This window comes from Agromyces neolithicus (genome assembly GCF_039529735.1).
Lineage (GTDB): Bacteria > Actinomycetota > Actinomycetes > Actinomycetales > Microbacteriaceae > Agromyces > Agromyces neolithicus.
Genome location: NZ_BAAANJ010000009.1, coordinates 211372 through 227405 on the forward strand (window position 1 = coordinate 211372; position 16034 = coordinate 227405).

Sequence of the window (16034 nt, forward strand, 5' to 3'; positions counted from 1 at the left end):
GCAATCCGGGTCGATGTCGCGCGCAAAGTTCTGAGCAGATTCTCGGGTAGGCGGATTCCCGGCTGGCCTATGCTGATGCCACAGCCTGGGTCGTGAGGGTCCGGGGTGTCGACGAAGACGCCGGCAACCTCGTCGACCCCACGTACCGGGCAAGCTTCGTCAGGCCTCGCGCAGTGGGCGAAGCCCCGAGCGAACCGCCGTCGGTCGGTGCTGCAGGCCAAGGTCCTGGCTGCCATAGATGGTCTCGACCTCGCTGATCACCACGCGGTAGTCGCCGATCCATCGCTCGTGGCGGGCCTTCGCTTCTCGGTGCTCGGGCATGCCGATCAGTTCGAGCATCGCGTCGCGGGTCTCCCAGTAGTAGACCTCTGCATGCAGACCGGTGGCCTCATTGTGCCATTCCTCCTCGCCGAGGAAGCCCGGGATGGTGCGGGCCTGTTCGGCGATCGTGTCGTTGCGTCGGTGGAACTCATCGTCGTACTGCTTCGTTTCGAAGATGAACGTCGTCGTGTACATGGGCGGCCTTTCGGGGTGGGGTTCAGCGGGCGGAGCGGAGGTCGAGCTTGCGGGCATGATCGGCCAGGACGGTTGCGAACTCGTCGGGTTCTGATCCGTTCATGGCCGCGGTTGTCACGCGGATCGCGTTGCGGTGCCGGCCGTTCTCGGTGGCGAAGGGGTCGCCGGGGCGCACCAGCCAGCCCGTCTCGGCGAGATCGGCGACGAGCTGCTGCACCGGCTGGTCGAACTCCGCCCAGATGTTCAGGCCGTCGGGTGTCGGGTTCGTGATGATGCCGTGTTCGGCGAGCGCCGCCGCAAGCGAGCGTGCTCGCTCTGCGTAGGCTCGCTTCGCCGTTTCGAGCAGGCCTGCGGTCGTCGGGTCGGTCAGCATGGAGAGGGTTAGTTGCTGCAGCAGGTGACTGATCCACGTCGGTCCGGAACCGAGTCGGGCCTCGAGGCCCGCCGCGGTCGTCGTGTCGGCGGCGATGAACGCCAGGCGAAGGTCGGGGCCGAGGAACTTGGACACGGATCTGATGAGTGCCCACCTGTTCGCCGCGGGGGGAGTCGCACGGTGGTAGGGGGACGACGACACCGCTGAGAGGTGGTCATCCTCGATGACGAGCAGGTGCGGGTGGCGGTCGATGACTGCGCGGAGCTCACCCGCCCGGGTCGAGGTGAGGCTTGCGCCGGTCGGGTTGTGCGCCCGCGGCGTGAGGATCACGGCCCTCGCCCCGCCGCGGATCGCGCGATCGAGCTCATCGGGGAGCATCCCGGCATCGTCGACCGGCACTGGGGAGGTCTGGAAGCCGTTCAGCCGTAGGGTTCCGATGCTCGAGATGAAGCACGGGTCTTCGACGGCGACGACATCGCCCCGGGTCAGGTGCGCGGTGAGCAGCCGCTCGACGGCGTCTACCGCACCGCTCGCCAGCACGAGCCGAAACTCGGCGCCCACGTCGGAGCGGAGGCTCCGGTCGGCCCACCCAGCGAGATCTTCATCGATTGCCGGCGTGCCATAGAGCGGGGAGCGGTATTCCAGTCGACGCAGGGCTCGGCGCGCGTCTGGCAGGAACGCCGGGTCGGGGTTGCCGCTCGCCAGGTTGATCAGGTTGCCGGTCGAACGCATCCCCTCACCGTCGAGCGTTGGAACGCGGGTGATCGCGGTACCGCTGCGGCCGCTCGTCTCGGCGGTGCCTGCCGCGACCAGAAGTCGGTACGCAGCGGCGACCGTGTTCCGGTTCACGCCGATCGTCTGTGCGAGCTCGCGGATCGGCGGCAGCGACTCGCCGGGTGAGAGCTCACCGGCCGCGACGAGGTTGCGGACGCGACCGGCGATCTCGGCCGCGGTACTGCCGGAGATCACGAGCGACGGTTCCATGACGCGATCATACATTTGTCCTAGGACATTCCCAAGGCTGCTGCTATTGTCCTAGGACAATCTTACGCTCGACCTCGATCAGGAGCCCGCATGTTCGCCGGCCTCAGCGCCTTCCCGCTCACTCCACTCCGCAATGACGAGGTCGACGAGGTCGCCTACGCGGGCCTGATCGAGCGGCTCGTCGCCGCCGGTGTCGACTCGATCACCGCGCTCGGCTCGACCGGCGCATATCCGTACCTCACAACGGATGAGCGCCGGCGAGTGGCCAGGGTCGCGCTCGAGCATGCAGGAAGTGTGCCGGTCGTCGTCGGCGTCGGTGCACTTCGTACGTCCCAGGTGATCGGGCTCGCGCGCGACGCGGCGGATGCCGGGGCATCCGGCGTGCTGTTGGCGCCCATGTCGTACCAGCCCCTCACCGACGACGACGTGTTCGGGCTCTACGAGGACGTCGCCGCCGCGGTGCCCTTGCCGGTGATCGTCTACGACAACCCGGGCACGACGCACTTCGAGTTCAGCGACGCGCTCTACGCCCGCATCGCGCAACTGCCCAACATCGCGTCGATCAAGATCCCCGGCGTCCCGGCGGAGCCTGATGCCGCCCGTGCGCGCGTCGAGCAGATCAGGTCGGCCGTGTCCGATCGGGTCACCATCGGCATCTCGGGCGACGCGTCCGCCGCGCGGGGCCTCAACGCCGGATGCGACACCTGGTACTCCGTCATCGGCGGCACCCTTCCCGAGGCGGCCCTCGCGATCTGCCGCGCTGCACGCTCGGGGGACGCCGCCGCCGCGATGGCCGAATCCGACCGGCTGCAGCCCCTGTGGGACCTGTTCGCTGAGCACGGCGGCAGCTTCCGCGTGATCGCGGCCATCGCAGAGCTCGGCGGTCTCGTCACTCCGAACAGCCTCCCGCTGCCCGTGCGTGGCCTCGACCGCACCGCTCGGGATCGCGTCGCGCGCGTCGTGCGTGAGCTCGGGCTCATCCCACCGGCATGATGAGTGGAAGCTATGGCGTCTCCAATATCAGGTGCCGGCTGCTCTTCGACAGGGTCGGCGAGTCCGTGCTCCGCCAGGTAGTGTTCCGCGTCGAGCGCGGCAGCGCATCCGGTGCCGGCCGCGGTGATCGCCTGGCGGTAGCGCTTGTCGACGAGGTCGCCGCAGGCGAAGACGCCGTCGAGGTTCGTACGAGTCGACGGATGCGCCACCTTCACGTAGCCGTCGCCGTCGAGTTCGACCTGGCCGGCGACGAGCTCGCTGCGGGGGTCGTGGCCGATCGCGATGAACAGGCCCGTCGCGTCGAGCGCGGTCTGATTACCCGTCGTCGTGTCGCGCAGCCGCAACCGCTCAAGTCCATCGGCGCCCTCCGGTCCGCGCGAGGTAAAACGGCGGCGGTATACCCGGATGGGCCGGAGCCGATGACGACGACGTTCTCGACGGGGTGGTCATTCATGAGCGGGAACATCCAGGGTCTGCAGGAGCTGGTCGATGTGGACGCGGATCTCGTCGCGAATCCTTCGGATCTCGTGGAGGGGGCGCTGCTCGGGGTCGTCGAGATGCCAGTCGAGGTATCGCTTGCCCGGGTAGACCGGACACGCGTCGCCACAGCCCATCGTGATCACGACATCTGCAGCGCGGACGACATCGTCGGTGAGCGGCTTGGGAAACTCGTGGGCGAGATCGATATCCAGTTCGCCCATGGCTTGCGCGACGAACGTTTCAACGTGCGCGGCCGGCTGGGACCCGGCCGAGCGCACCTGCACGCGATCGCCGCCGAGCTCGCGGAGGAGCGCCGCTGCCATTTGTGATCTGCCAGCGTTCTGCGCGCACACGAACAACACTTCGGGGACCGGCTTCGCGATGGCTCCCTTCGACTGTGCTAACGCGGTGAGCCGGTCCTGCGCGAACCGCGAAGCCAGGCTGGGCAGGTGCGTGCTGATCGTCGCGGTACGGGCAAGAGCCGTGTAGGACTCGTAGACCACGCGCTCGACGGTCTCCTCGTTGAAGATGCCATCGAAGCGGGTGGCGAGATGTTCGCTCGCCCGGTGAAGCACGGCGTTGGGCGTGAGGAGCGGGGGTTGCTCGGTGAGGTGGTTCATGTCGCTGCCCGTTCGTCTCGTCAGGTCAGGCGTTCGCTTGCACCGGCAGCAGTTCGCCGATGAGCTTTTCGATGCGACGGCGGATCTCGTCGCGGATGTGACGGACGGCCTCGATGCCCTGACCGGCCGGGTCGTCGAGCTCCCAGTCCTCGTAGCGCTTGCCGGGGAAGATCGGGCAGGCGTCGCCGCAGCCCATGGTGATGACGAGGTCGGATTCCCTCACCGCCTCGACGCTGAGGATCTTCGGGGTGTTTCCGGTGATGTCGATGCCCTCTTCGGCCATGGCTTCAACGGCGACGGGGTTGATCTGGTCTTTCGGCTCCGAGCCGGCGGAACGGACCTCGACCCGGTCGCCGCCGAGGGCGCGGAGGTACCCCGCGGCCATCTGCGAGCGGCCGGCGTTGTGGACGCAGACGAACAGGACGGAGGGCTTTTCAGTGCTCATGGTCAAATGATAGATCGGTATCTATTATTTGGCTACCTCGGCGGGACTGTCGATCGATCTCAGAGGGTGGCGAGCAGCTCGCGGATGCGGCGCTCGATGTCGTCACGAATCTCGCGCACCTCGGTGAGAGACTTGCCCACGGGGTCGGGGAGGTCCCAGTCGACGTATCGGCGGCCGGGATAGATCGGGCAGGCGTCGCCGCAGCCCATGGTGATCACGACATCCGCTGCCCGCACTACCTCGTCCGTCAGCGGCTTCGGATACTCGCCGGCCAACGGTACGCCGATCTCATCGAGTGCGGTCAGGACCGAGCTGCGTACCTCGCCGGCCGGATCCGAGCCTGCGGTCCGCACGTGTACCCGGTCACCGGCGAGGTGCCGGAGGATCGCCGAGGCGATCTGCGAGCGGCCGGCGTTCTGCACGCACACGAACAAGACCTCCGGAATGTCGATGCTCGGTGCCGTGTCATCCCGTGCGAGGGCCTCAAGACGATCCGCAGCGAACTGCGCCGCAAGGGAAGGGACACGTTGGCCCGGCGTTGGCCGCTCGGCAAGCAGCTCGTAGCTCTCACGGACGTACCGCTCAACCGTCTCCGAGCTGAACACGCCCCGGAACCGCTCACTGAGGTCGCGCGCCACGCGCTCAAGAATCGGCTCAATGGGGATCACCGGTTCCGGCCTGCCGAGCATCTCAGCGACTCGATCCGCGTGAGCCGGCGCAAGCGAATACCAGGTTCGGCGCCCATCCGGCTCCCGCAGCAGTAGCCCCTGATCCAGCAGCGCTTTCACGTGATGGCTCACGGTCGGCTGCCGCAGCCCGAGCTCTTCGGCGATTCGGCCGACGAGTACGCGGCCGTCGGGTGCGGCGAGGATGCTGCGGAGAATATGAGCGCGCGTCGGGTCGGCGACGAGCCGCAGCTCCCGCGTGGCCTCCGCAACATCACTCATAGACGAAAGTCTATGGCACGGACTCCACCCGTACGGCGAGGGCGTGTCTCCCAAATGGCATGTGCCAGCAGCGGACCGACGTTCGTCTGGTCGGCACGGTCGACGATGGCCGATTGGGGGTGCTTCCGTCGAGCGTGGAGCGGTCGATAGTCTCGGGTTGCAGCCTGTCACGACTGAACGAGACGAAGGAGACTGTCAATGGAACGCAAGGAACCCACACCGTCGATCAGAGCGGCGCACGATGCGCTGCTGACATCGTTGCCGTTCGCTGACACCGCGGATTTCGAGGCGAACGACCGGGGCTTCATCGCGACGCTGGAGGATCCGAAGGTGCGCAATGCCGCGGGCGACGTGGTGTGGGACGCTGAGGCGTTCGACTTCATCGACGGGGAGGCGCCGATGAGCGTGAACCCGAGCCTGTGGCGGCAGTCAACGCTTGCGAGCAAGCACGGGCTGTTCCAGCTCGCCGACCGAATCTTCCAGGTGCGCGGGGTCGATCTGTCCAACATGACCCTCGTCGAGACCGATAACGGGGTCATCGTGATCGATACGCTCCTGACGAAGGAGACCGGGGCCGCCGCACTCGGACTCTATCGCCGGCATCGTGGCGACCGCCCGGTGAAGGCAGTCATCCTCACGCACAGCCACGCCGATCACTACGGCGGCGTGCTCGGCGTCGTCACGGCCGAGCAGGTCGCAGCCGGCATGGTCGAAGTGATCGCACCCGACGGGTTCCTGGAACATGCCGTGTCGGAGAACGTCTACGCCGGCGTCGCGATGAACCGCCGCGCCGGGTACATGTACGGCGCCGTCCTCGAGCGCAGCGCGCAGGGCAACGTCGGCGCCGGTCTGGGGCAGACGCTCTCCACGGGTGAAGTGACGCTGGTCGAGCCGACGCTGCTCATCACCAAGACGGGGCAGACGCACACGGTCGATGGTGTCGAGATCGAGTTCCAGCTGGCACCAGGAACCGAAGCGCCGGCGGAGATGCACTTCTACTTCCCGCAATTGCGTGCGCTGTGCATGGCCGAGAACGCCACGCACAACTTCCACAACCTCCTCACCCTCCGCGGCGCCGTCGTCCGTGACCCGCACGTCTGGTCCCGCTACCTCACTGAGGCGGCGGAACTCTACGCCGACCGATCCGACCTGCTTTTCACGTCGCATCACTGGCCGACGTGGGGCTCGGAACACGTTCGCGAGTTCCTGCTGACCCAGCGGGATCTCTACGGCTACGTGCACGACCAGACCCTGCGGCTGCTGAACAAGGGCCTCACAGGGCCCGAGATCGCCGAGGAGATCCAGATGCCGCCTGCGCTCGAGGCGGCCTGGAGCACGCACGGGTACTACGGGTCGTTGAACCACAACGTGAAGGCGATCTACCAGCGCTATCTGGGCTGGTTCGACGGCAACCCCGCCCGGCTCTGGCCGCACCCGCCCGTCGAGCAGGCGCGCCGTTACGTCGACGCGATCGGCGGCCTCGACCGGGTGGTCGAGCTCGCGCACACCGCGTTCGACCAGGGTGACTTCCGGTGGGCGGCCACGCTCTTGGACCACGCGGTGTTCGCCGACGCCGACAACGCTCCCGCGAAGGCGCTCTACGCCGACACGCTCGAGCAGCTGGGCTACGGCTCCGAGAATGGCACGTGGCGCAACTTCTTCCTCGCTGGCGCCACCGAGCTCCGTGAGGGCAACTTCGGCACCCCGACCGAGACGAACGCGCCGGGCGTGCTCGCCCAGCTCTCGCCCGAGCAGATCTTCGACGCGATCGCGATCACCGTCAACGGGCCGAAGGCGTGGGCCCTCGACCTGGCGTTCGACGTCACCCTCACCGACGTCGGGCGCAGCTTCCACCTGACCCTGCGCAACGGCCTCCTCAGCCACATCGAACGCGACCCGTCGGGCGAGGCGCCGCTGTCGATCTCGACGACGAAGCTGCGCCTACTGCAGGCACTCGGCTCGGGCGATCTCGACTCGGCCGGATTCGACACCGTGGGTGATGTCGGTCAGCTCACACAGTTGTTCGGAGTGCTCGACCCCGGCGACAAGTCCTTCAACATCGTCTTGCCGTAGACCACGGCGATGATGCCGCGCCGACGCAAGTGACCGCGGATTGCCCGGGCGGAGTTCGCCTTGTCGCCGCGGACGCGATCGGGGCCGCGATCTCGGTCGTCGGCGGTCGGGTTCGTTCCCATTGGGATCCGTCAGCTCAACGATCGGGCGTCACGCCCTAACTGCAGCAGCCGCTCTGCGCCGGCCCTGGTGCCCCGTCGGTCGCATGAGGAGCCGTCGGGTGCGAGGCTCGTCGAGCACACACCGGTTTCGGGCAGCACGAGCTCGACGTTGCTCGCTGCTGCGACATCGCCGGCTAGCCACGCGGTGATCGAGCGCACCTGCTCATACCCGGTTGCAAGCAGGAATGTCGGTGCGCGGCCGTAGCTCTTCATGCCGGCGAGGAAGAAGCCCGGTTCAGGATGCTGCAACTCGGCGAATCCGTGCGGCTCGACGGTGCCGCAGGTGTGCACGTTCGGGTCGATCAGCGGCGCGAGGCGCTTGGGCGCCTCGACGATCTCGTCGAGTTCGAGGCGGATCTCGCGGAGCATTTCGAGGTTCGGGCGGAACCCGGTGGCGCTGACGACGAGGTCGGTGTCGTGCTCGACCAGCTCGCCGCCCCGGGCGCCGATCAGGCGCACGCCGTCGTCGGTGCGGCCGAGGCGCACGATCTCGAACCGGTCGACGACCGTGATCCTGCCGGCGGCGACGAGTGCGTCGACGCGGCGGCCGATCGATGCCCGGGCTGCGAGCCCGTCGTCGTCGGAGGTCGTGACCCGCACTGCGCTGGCGTTGCGGATCAGCCACGTGATTCGCGTTCCCGGCTCCTGCTCGGCGAGCTCAGCCAACGCCAGCAGGGTATTGGCCGCGGAATGCCCCGCGCCGACGACCGTCGTGTGCCGGCCGGCGAAGTGATCGCGCTCACGGCCGAGCACGTCGGGGAGTGCGTGGCTGACCCGGTCGGCAACGTCGGCGAGCCCCAGCGGCTCCAAACCCGATGAGGCCAGGCTGTTCGGGTGGGCGTAGGTGCCGGACGTGTCGATCACCGCGCGCGCCATGAACTCCTCAACGCCGTCGGCAGTGTGCGCACGAAGCAGGAACGGCGTCGATGCGCGACGGGCAGTGCGGGTGCGGTCCATGCCCTGCCGGGTGACTGCCTCGACGCGGACGCCGGTGCGGATGTGGTCGGCGATCACGCCGAGTGCGGCGAGCGGCTCGAGGTACCGTTCCACGAGTTCGGTGCCCGTCGGAAGACTTTCGGCCGCCGGCAACTGCCAGCCGGTCGCCTCGAGGAGACGACGCGAGGCCGGGTCGACGACGTGCTTCCACGGCGAGAACAGCCGGGTGTGTCCCCACTGGCGGATGGTGGATGCGATCTCGTCGCCTGCCTCGTACACCACGAAGTCGATGCCGCGCTCGACGAGGTTCGCGGCCGCCGCAAGCCCGACCGGACCTGCCCCGATGATCGCGACAGGAAGGGTGTCGAGACTGCGCTGCTGCAGGCTCGGCACGGTGAGATCGATCAACGTCATGATGGGTGCGCCTCCTAGGCATCGATGAACTTCGATATTGAGTGTGACCAGTCCATCGAAGTTTGTCAATATTCAGTTAGGATGGTCGACATGTCCACCACCTTGTTGCCGGTGATCCAGCCAGACGCGGCCGTCTGCTGCACCCCGCTGACCAGCGAGGCCATCGACGCCGAGCGTGCGGATGACCTCGCGAAGAAGCTGAAGGCCCTCGCCGACCCGACCCGGCTCCGGCTGGTGTCCATCGTCGCCGCGTCCGAGGGCACCGAGGCGTGCGTCTGCGACCTCATCGAACCGGTCGGCCTCAGCCAGCCCACCGTGTCGCACCACCTGAAGATCCTCATGGATGCCGGCTTCTTGACACGCAGCAAGCGCGGCACCTGGGCCTACTACAAGCTCGTACCCGGAGCGCTGGGGCAGCTGTCCCAACTGCTCGACGTCACCGCCTCCCGCTGAACCTCCCGGCCCGTAGCTCACAGTGTCGAAACATCCGCTCGGAGTGCGCCTGGCTGCGCTCTCCATCGGACAGGTCATCAGCTGGGGCATCCTCTACTACGCACTGATCATCGCCGCACCGGCGATCGCCGATGACACAGGCTGGAGCATCGCGGCGATCGCGCTCTGTTTCTCGGGCGGGCTCATCGTCTCAGCCGTGGCCGGCATCGTCGTCGGCCGGTGGCTCGACGACCGCGGACCTCGACTCATCATGACCCTCGGTGCAGTCGTGGGCGCTGTGGGGCTCGTGGTTGTCAGCGCCGCACCCGATCTCGTCATCTTCGCACTCGGCTGGGTCGTATGCGGCCTCGCCCAGTCAGCCGTGCTCTACCAGGCCGCGTTCACCGTCATCGCCCGCCGGCACGGCGACTCCAGGCGCGGCGCGATGACCGTTCTCACTCTCGCCGGCGGGCTCGCGTCTACCGTCTTCGCGCCGGGCGTGGCGGGTCTGCTCACGGTGCTCGACTGGCGGGCCACGTTCCTCGTGCTCGCCACTGTGCTGCTCGTCCTGACTCTGCCGTTGCACGTGATCTTCCTCGAGCGCACCTGGGTGCCGCTCCCAGCCGCCCACGATGGCGAGGCGTTGCACAAGGTCGGTGCGGTGATCCGCACTCGCCGGTTCTTGATGCTCGAGATCTCGATGGTCACCCTCGCCGCCGCGCTCTTCAGCGTCACCCTCGCGATCATCCCGCTCTACATGGAGAAGGGACTCACCTACGAACTCGCAGCCTGGGCTCTCGGGCTCCTCGGCGCCGGACAGGTCATCGGCCGCCTGCTCTACGTTGCGATCCCACATGGCACCGCGCCCTGGCTCCCAATCGCGACGACCTCGGCCCTCGCGGTCGTACTCCTCGCGCTCATGGGTCTGGTACCCGGGCCGCCCTGGCTCCTCATCATCGTCGGCGTGGTCGCCGGAGCCGTTCGCGGTGCGCAGACCCTCGTGCAGGGGTCCGCGGTGGCCGACCGATGGGGCGTCCGCAATTACGGCACCATCAACGGTGTCTTCGCTGCACCGATCACCGCGATCTCAGCGCTCGGGCCCGCGCTCGGTCCCGTCGTCGCCGTTGCCGTCGGCGGATATTCCGCGATGGCCCTCGTCATGGCCGGCCTCGCCGTCGTCGCCCTGATCACGGCACGGTTCTCATGAAAGACCATGCCCAGCGTCGCGGATGCCTCGGTGATGCCGACCATCATCCGGGGCACACCCACGCGCCGGCTCTGTCATCGGCGAACGTGCGGCCGACCTGATCGGGCAGGGCGCGCGGGCCTGACGGGACGGGCATCCCACGGTCTCTCCCGCGGTATCCTCATCGTGCCGAAGCAACACACGCGTTCCGGGTGGGGAAAGTGAGGCGGTGCGGGCCGTCGGTCCGCACCCCACGACGAAACCCACGGGTGGTTCGGCTGGGCCGCCCGAGATTGGACTGATCCGGATGCCGATCGATCGTGCCGTGCCCACCATCGAGGCACAGTTCGTGCGCTTGGATGATCGATTCGATGGTATCGATGGCGATTTCGTCGTCGAACGCATCCACACCGGAGCACGCAAGAGCGAAGGCCCGGTGTGGTTCCCAGCGGGACGCTATCTTGTCTGGAGCGACATCCCGAACTCGCGCATGCTGCGCTGGGACGAGACGACCGGCGCGGTCGGGGTGTTCCGCGAGGACTCCGGCTACGCGAACGGCAACACCATCGACCGCCAGGGCCGCCTCATCACGTGCGAGCAGGGCAACCGCCGAGTGACCCGCACCGAGCACGACGGGTCCATCACCGTGCTCGCCGACACCTTCGACGGTCGGCCGCTCAACAGCCCCAACGACGTCGTCGTCCGTCACGACGGGACGATCTGGTTCACCGACCCTCCCTACGGGATCGCGGGCGGTTACGAGGGTAACGCTGCCGAACAGGAGCAGGACGGTCAGTACGTCTTCCGGCTCGACCCGTCGACGGGTGATCTGACCGTCGTCGCAGACGACTTCACCCGCCCGAACGGACTGGCCTTCTCGCCCGACGAACAGCGGATCTATGTCGCCGACACGCGGCAGAACCCGAGCCACATCAGGGCATTCGATGTGCTGGCCGATGGAACTCTCGATGGTGGTGCGATCCACGCCACCTGCGACCACGGCCGGTTCGACGGGCTGCGGGTCGATACCGAGGGCAGGATCTGGGCCGCCGCATGGGACGGAGTGCACTGCTTCGCCCCAGATGGTGACCTCATCGGCAAACTGCTCGTGCCGGAGCCCGTGGCCAACCTCGCGTTCGGCGGGCCGAAGCGCAATCTGCTCTTCATCACCGCCGGCCGGTCCGTCTATTGCCTCCGGGTCACCTTCAACGGCGCGCTTTATCCGCTGACCGCAGTACGCGAGTAGAGCTTCGCTACTCGACCGCCGAGCCGGCCGCCGCTCGGGCCGCTTCCGCCGCACGTTCCGCCCACTTGGGCGTCTCCCCGCAACCTCGGCGCCGAGCACTCGCTCGTTCGCGCCCAAACGTCGGGAGGCAATGGGCACAAACGATCGTTATCGGTCGACCTGCCCGCCTAGCGGCCGAGCACCGGTCTGGCGTTCGCCGGGGGTTCTCCGACCTCGCGGATGCTGTGGCCTCCGCAAGCCGTCTTTGTCACACTGGCTCGCTCGACGCGAGACACGGTGAACCATCGCATCTCGTCGCGCAGTCGACACCACGCGACGAGATACCACTGGTTGTTCGTAGAGGCGAACAGTACGGGCTCGACGTCGCGCGTCGTCGTAGTCCCGTTTCTTGACGTGTAGCGAATGCGGACGACCCGCTGCTCGGCCATCGCTTCCTCCAAAGCCGACCGGATCGCGCGCGAAGCGGAGTGAGGCGCGTTGACCCAGACGCGACTTGCCAGCTCGTCGGCTCGTGCTCGGGTCCGGGGATCGAGGACGTCCAGGATCTTTTGGATCCCCGCTGATGCCAGATCGGCGTAAGGGGCATCGGGTGCGGCGGCCACAGCCGCCATGAGCGCTACCGCCTGCGCTGCGGACAGGCTGACAGGCGGCAGAGATGCGCCTACAGCCAATCCAAAGCCGCCCCCCGGACCCGGGCGCGACCAGATGGGCGCGCCGCTGCGTTCGAGCGCATCCAGGTCTCGCTTGACCGTCCGGACTGACACGTTGAACTCTCTCGCCAGCCGCTCAGCGGAGCAACCTCGCGATCCATTCCTACGCAGCATCTCGGACAAGGCATGGAGGCGTTCAGCTCGCTTCATCGCTCAGCATTCCTCAGATTCATGACATAAATGGTGACAGACACCTGCCCGCAGCTCCCACGAAGGTGGAGACATGACAACTCTGAACAGCCGCCCCACCATCATCCTCATCGCCGGCCACTGGCTCGGTGCTTGGGCGTGGGACGACGTCCTCGAACACCTGAACACCGACCACTCCCGCGCAATCGCGATCACACTGCCCGGTCTCGACGCGGACGATCCTGAACGCACGGCGAAGACGCTCAACGATCAAACCGCAGCGATCATCGACGCCTTCACTCGGCTCGACGTCTCCGAGGAGCAGCGTGCGATCGTCGTCGCTCACAGCGGGGCGAACGCTCCCGTCAGCCTGGTCCTCGACCGGCATCCTGGACTCGTTCAGCGGGTGGTATGGGTCGACTCCGGTCCGATGGCAACGGGAAGTGCCTTCGCCCCAGATCTCCCGGAAGAAGTGAAAGAGCTTCCCCTGCCACCCTTCGACGTCCTCGGACAGCAGGCGAGCCTTGAAGGCCTGAGCACCGATGCCCTCGAACGGTTCCGCGTCCAAGCAGTCCCCGAGCCTGGCCCCGTGCTCCGCCAGCCTGTCGAGTTCACGAACGACGCGCGCAACACGGTCCCGACCACCCTGATCTGCTGTTCGATCCCGAGCGCGCAGGTGCTGGACATGGCCCGAGGAGGGCACCCCATGTTCGCCGAAGTCGCGAACCTCCAGAACGTCGACGTCATCGACTTCCCGACTGGGCACTGGCCGATGTGGAGCCGTCCTCGCGACCTCGCCCAGGTCATTCAGTCAGAAGCTTCCCGAACCAACTGAACAGCACACATCCCGAGGGGCGGCCGATCCGGCCACCGCTCGGGATGTGTCCGACGAAGATCTCAAAGCGATCAGCGCGGCGCAACCGCAAACGGCTGCCGAAACGGGGTCTTCCGTTCGATGTTTCTGAACCGCATCGCGGCTCGGCTTCAGCAGGCCACCAGAAACGACGGTTAGAGAGCACCATCAATATCGATGAGGTTTGAACACGATTCAGTGAAGTGGGCCAGCGGTCTCTGCATCGAGTAGATAACGAAGCAGTCGCTGCTGTCGAACAGGGGCCGCTTCGAGACACCATCACAACATGAAGGCATCAGGTTTGGACCGCCGTGGTACTCGAAGGTTGATGCGGGTGACAGTGAGCGCCATGGTGCTCGCGGGGCTGTTGGCGTTAGCGGGCTGCATCCCCGGCGCGCCAGGCAGCGACCTCTTCGGCGACGGCTCCCAGGCCGATCGGGTCGTGAAGGGGATGCCCGATGGTTGGGAGGGTCCCGACCCGGATCTCTTCAACGGTGACCCGGTTGTCGGCTGGGTAAGCGACACGGAGTTCGGGGTGATCACGGTAGGTAGCGGCAGCTGCCCAGCCGTCGCGGGCGAGTTGCAAGTCCTCGGCTCAGACGAGGTGCAGGTCGAGTTCGGTCCGTCACCGCACGATCCGTGCACGGCAGACATGGCGGCAACGACGCACGTGTTCGAACTCCCGTCCTCGGTGAGCGAGCGGCCGGTGACTGTGACTGTGCAGTTCGCGGAGTACGAGACGGAATACCTCCTCGACCTCGCAACGCAGACTGCAGCATTCCCAGAACCGCCGACACGTCTTCCAAGTACCCGAGGACGCAGCGTCATCAGGCGCTGACCTCGCCGAGAAGCTCGTTTACCCTGCGGTCACGATCGCGCAGTCTGACTGGATTGCCGAAGCGCAAGAGGCCGTCGAGGACGACCCCAGCTTCGTGTCCATGGCCATCGCATTGGACCGGAAGTCGATATCGGTCACGTGGTACGGCACGCCAAGTCTGGACTTGGAGTCGCTGCTCGCGGCCGGCCCGCCGGACACCGAGCTCCGGCGTCATCCCAAGCCCATATCCGGGTGGTCAGGTCCGTGCCATGCAGGCCGATGCTTGGGAGCAAGAGTTCGTTGGCTTTCGAGTCGTGAGCTCAAGTGTGAACCCGGACGGCTCCGGCATCCTGTTCGACATCGTGAGTGAAGGATCCACTCAGGATCAGGCTCACCACGAGCGGGATGAGGGCTGGAGAGGCCTGATTCTGCGGCCTCAGGGCGGCGTGACCAGCGAGGTCGAAACCTCAGATTTTGAACGTTTGCGGCACCAGCGGCGAGAGGTCGCCAACGCCCGAGCCAGTTCTCGATCGCCGGTCGGTCGGTCGAGCCGGGCCGCACGCGCGCCGGTGCGCGAGTTGTCGTGGCCGCATACCTCGCCCGGTGAACTGCTCGCCGGGGCACCGCAACTGCAACAGACGATCCCTGAGGGGATCGTCAGGCTGGCAGGTGCGCACGCGCATGAGTACGCACAGAGGTGCTGTAGCCCGCTTTGGGACCCACTACCCGAATATGGGCTCAGCTCCCATCTCGTCGGGGTGTTACCCGGCCCGTCTGCGGCGCCCGGGCGGCAGCAGGCCGCGCTCCCGAGCCTTCGTGATCCAGCCCTGAGCCGTAGAAGACGCCACCCCGTTGAGCTCCGCCATCGTCGCGCTCGGATTCGCGTCACCCTGCTGTGTCCGCCGGCCGTGCTGCAGGGCCACCATCTCGTAGAAGTGAAAACCCCCGGTAAACCGGGGGTTTTGACTGTGGCTCCGACCGGCATCGATCCGGTGACCTTTCGATTTTCAGTGAGCCTGGGCGGCTTTCGCTCAGTTTCTAATGATGCGATATCGCGCTGATCAGGGATTCTTTGAAACGGTCACAGTTGGTTTCAGTTGGTTTTCGCGCATTTAATGGCACATTAATGGCACAGAATTCTGCGGATTCGGTGTTCGCATATCAGGGAATGCGGCCGACCATGATCGGTGCGATCTCTTTCGAGTACATCTGGAATTCGGTGTTGGACGGTGCGTGGAGAATCGATCGAGTCTCGGGAATCCCGCTCGGCGCCAGCCACCGAAGGTCGTGACTGTCCCTATCGTCCTCGTAGAGCAGCCAAGCCGTTGCATCAACCCACCCTCGGTCAGCGAGTACGTCATCGGAGTCTGTGGTCGACAGCGCCCATGAGAGAGGTCGGAACGTGATTGCGGCGAGACTATGAATCGCTCGGCCGCTGCCGTCCGTCAGCCCGGTCAACATCGGTCCGGTGAGCTGGGCTCCGCTGCCCATATACGTAGCAAGTCGCAGCGTCAGCCCAGCTGGAAGTCGCACCGGCCCACCATCCACCATCTGTGAAGCGAGTGTCGGATGGAGCACGCGGATGTGAGGGCTAATCCCCAGCATCCCCGAAAGCACAGACCGCGAAACTCGTCCTGGGGCAAGATCGATCGCCTGGGCTGTTGGAATCGCGAAGCGACTGCGAGAGTTGAGCCAGATCTCCATCCGATGAGCGAAATC

At 66.5% G+C, this 16034-nt stretch carries 15 protein-coding genes and 1 pseudogene; 7 read left to right on the forward strand and 9 right to left on the reverse strand.

Annotation, left to right across the window (positions count from 1 at the left end; translation table 11 throughout):
• Positions 1–159: 159 nt before the first annotated feature.
• The gene (locus ABD164_RS13225) at positions 160–516 is read right to left on the reverse strand and encodes an antibiotic biosynthesis monooxygenase family protein (RefSeq protein WP_344296760.1); all 357 of its coding nucleotides are present in this window, start codon (positions 514–516) and stop codon (positions 160–162) included.
• A 22-nt stretch (positions 517–538) separates the two neighbouring features.
• On the reverse strand, positions 539–1873 hold the full coding sequence (locus ABD164_RS13230) for an aminotransferase class I/II-fold pyridoxal phosphate-dependent enzyme (protein WP_344296761.1): 1335 nt from the start codon (positions 1871–1873) through the stop codon (positions 539–541).
• A 90-nt stretch (positions 1874–1963) separates the two neighbouring features.
• On the opposite strand from ABD164_RS13230, the gene ABD164_RS13235 reads away from it, so the two are divergent.
• Complete coding sequence (locus ABD164_RS13235) at positions 1964–2866, forward strand: dihydrodipicolinate synthase family protein (protein ID WP_344296762.1); 903 nt, start codon at positions 1964–1966, stop codon at positions 2864–2866.
• Between the two features lie 68 nt (positions 2867–2934).
• On the opposite strand, the pseudogene ABD164_RS13240 reads toward ABD164_RS13235, so the two are convergent.
• From ABD164_RS13240 to ABD164_RS13255, 4 genes and pseudogenes are all read right to left on the reverse strand, one after another.
• A pseudogene (locus ABD164_RS13240) lies at positions 2935–3231 on the reverse strand (NAD(P)/FAD-dependent oxidoreductase); the annotation flags it as partial.
• Positions 3232–3312: 81 nt separating this feature from the next.
• Positions 3313–3966 carry an arsenate reductase ArsC gene (locus ABD164_RS13245; protein WP_344296763.1) on the reverse strand — a complete coding sequence of 218 codons (654 nt, stop codon included), beginning with the start codon at positions 3964–3966 and terminating at the stop codon, positions 3313–3315.
• Between the two features lie 25 nt (positions 3967–3991).
• On the reverse strand, positions 3992–4411 hold the full coding sequence (locus ABD164_RS13250) for an arsenate reductase ArsC (protein WP_344296764.1): 420 nt from the start codon (positions 4409–4411) through the stop codon (positions 3992–3994).
• Between the two features lie 59 nt (positions 4412–4470).
• On the reverse strand, positions 4471–5358 hold the full coding sequence (locus tag ABD164_RS13255; RefSeq protein WP_344296765.1) for a metalloregulator ArsR/SmtB family transcription factor: 888 nt from the start codon (positions 5356–5358) through the stop codon (positions 4471–4473).
• Positions 5359–5556: 198 nt separating this feature from the next.
• On the opposite strand from ABD164_RS13255, the gene ABD164_RS13260 reads away from it, so the two are divergent.
• Complete coding sequence (locus ABD164_RS13260; RefSeq protein WP_344296766.1) at positions 5557–7431, forward strand: alkyl/aryl-sulfatase; 1875 nt, start codon at positions 5557–5559, stop codon at positions 7429–7431.
• A 131-nt stretch (positions 7432–7562) separates the two neighbouring features.
• Here ABD164_RS13260 and ABD164_RS13270 read toward each other — a convergent pair whose 3' ends face one another.
• Positions 7563–8942 carry an FAD-dependent oxidoreductase gene (locus tag ABD164_RS13270; RefSeq protein ID WP_344296767.1) on the reverse strand — a complete coding sequence of 460 codons (1380 nt, stop codon included), beginning with the start codon at positions 8940–8942 and terminating at the stop codon, positions 7563–7565.
• Between the two features lie 90 nt (positions 8943–9032).
• On the opposite strand from ABD164_RS13270, the gene ABD164_RS13275 reads away from it, so the two are divergent.
• The 3 genes from ABD164_RS13275 to ABD164_RS13285 all read left to right on the forward strand — a co-directional run bounded on the left by ABD164_RS13275 (position 9033) and on the right by ABD164_RS13285 (position 11806).
• Positions 9033–9395, forward strand: a complete 363-nt coding sequence (locus tag ABD164_RS13275; protein ID WP_344296768.1) for a metalloregulator ArsR/SmtB family transcription factor — start codon at positions 9033–9035, stop codon at positions 9393–9395.
• Between the two features lie 22 nt (positions 9396–9417).
• Complete coding sequence (locus ABD164_RS13280; RefSeq protein WP_344296769.1) at positions 9418–10581, forward strand: MFS transporter; 1164 nt, start codon at positions 9418–9420, stop codon at positions 10579–10581.
• 286 nt (positions 10582–10867) lie between these two features.
• Entirely contained in the window at positions 10868–11806 is a 939-nt protein-coding gene (locus ABD164_RS13285) for an SMP-30/gluconolactonase/LRE family protein (RefSeq protein ID WP_344296770.1), read from the forward strand.
• Positions 11807–11973: 167 nt separating this feature from the next.
• On the opposite strand, the gene ABD164_RS13290 is transcribed toward ABD164_RS13285, so the two are convergent.
• A complete protein-coding gene (locus tag ABD164_RS13290) occupies positions 11974–12666 on the reverse strand; it encodes a helix-turn-helix transcriptional regulator (protein WP_344296771.1) in 693 nt (230 codons plus the stop codon).
• A 73-nt stretch (positions 12667–12739) separates the two neighbouring features.
• Between ABD164_RS13290 and ABD164_RS13295 the strand changes: the two genes are divergently transcribed.
• Both ABD164_RS13295 and ABD164_RS13300 read left to right on the forward strand, forming a co-directional pair.
• A complete protein-coding gene (locus ABD164_RS13295; RefSeq protein WP_344296772.1) occupies positions 12740–13480 on the forward strand; it encodes an alpha/beta fold hydrolase in 741 nt (246 codons plus the stop codon).
• A gap of 304 nt (positions 13481–13784) precedes the next feature.
• Positions 13785–14336, forward strand: a complete 552-nt coding sequence (locus ABD164_RS13300) for a hypothetical protein (protein WP_344296773.1) — start codon at positions 13785–13787, stop codon at positions 14334–14336.
• Between the two features lie 1140 nt (positions 14337–15476).
• Here the strand turns inward: ABD164_RS13300 and ABD164_RS13305 are convergent.
• Positions 15477–16019 (reverse strand): hypothetical protein, encoded by a 543-nt coding sequence (locus ABD164_RS13305; protein ID WP_344296774.1) that lies wholly within the window; start codon positions 16017–16019, stop codon positions 15477–15479.
• Between the last annotated feature and the right edge of the window lie 15 nt (positions 16020–16034).

Coding starts and splice junctions, on each gene's coding strand:
- ABD164_RS13235 (WP_344296762.1), top strand. CDS start 1,964: ATGTTCGCCGGCCTCAGCGCCTTCCCGCTCACTCCACTCCGCAATGAC.
- ABD164_RS13305 (WP_344296774.1), bottom strand. CDS start 16,019: ATGGAGATCTGGCTCAACTCTCGCAGTCGCTTCGCGATTCCAACAGCC.
- ABD164_RS13270 (WP_344296767.1), bottom strand. CDS start 8,942: ATGACGTTGATCGATCTCACCGTGCCGAGCCTGCAGCAGCGCAGTCTC.
- ABD164_RS13255 (WP_344296765.1), bottom strand. CDS start 5,358: ATGAGTGATGTTGCGGAGGCCACGCGGGAGCTGCGGCTCGTCGCCGAC.
- ABD164_RS13250 (WP_344296764.1), bottom strand. CDS start 4,411: ATGAGCACTGAAAAGCCCTCCGTCCTGTTCGTCTGCGTCCACAACGCC.
- ABD164_RS13300 (WP_344296773.1), top strand. CDS start 13,785: ATGAAGGCATCAGGTTTGGACCGCCGTGGTACTCGAAGGTTGATGCGG.
- ABD164_RS13295 (WP_344296772.1), top strand. CDS start 12,740: ATGACAACTCTGAACAGCCGCCCCACCATCATCCTCATCGCCGGCCAC.
- ABD164_RS13230 (WP_344296761.1), bottom strand. CDS start 1,873: ATGGAACCGTCGCTCGTGATCTCCGGCAGTACCGCGGCCGAGATCGCC.
- ABD164_RS13285 (WP_344296770.1), top strand. CDS start 10,868: ATGCCGATCGATCGTGCCGTGCCCACCATCGAGGCACAGTTCGTGCGC.
- ABD164_RS13275 (WP_344296768.1), top strand. CDS start 9,033: ATGTCCACCACCTTGTTGCCGGTGATCCAGCCAGACGCGGCCGTCTGC.
- ABD164_RS13260 (WP_344296766.1), top strand. CDS start 5,557: ATGGAACGCAAGGAACCCACACCGTCGATCAGAGCGGCGCACGATGCG.
- ABD164_RS13225 (WP_344296760.1), bottom strand. CDS start 516: ATGTACACGACGACGTTCATCTTCGAAACGAAGCAGTACGACGATGAG.
- ABD164_RS13290 (WP_344296771.1), bottom strand. CDS start 12,666: ATGAAGCGAGCTGAACGCCTCCATGCCTTGTCCGAGATGCTGCGTAGG.
- ABD164_RS13245 (WP_344296763.1), bottom strand. CDS start 3,966: ATGAACCACCTCACCGAGCAACCCCCGCTCCTCACGCCCAACGCCGTG.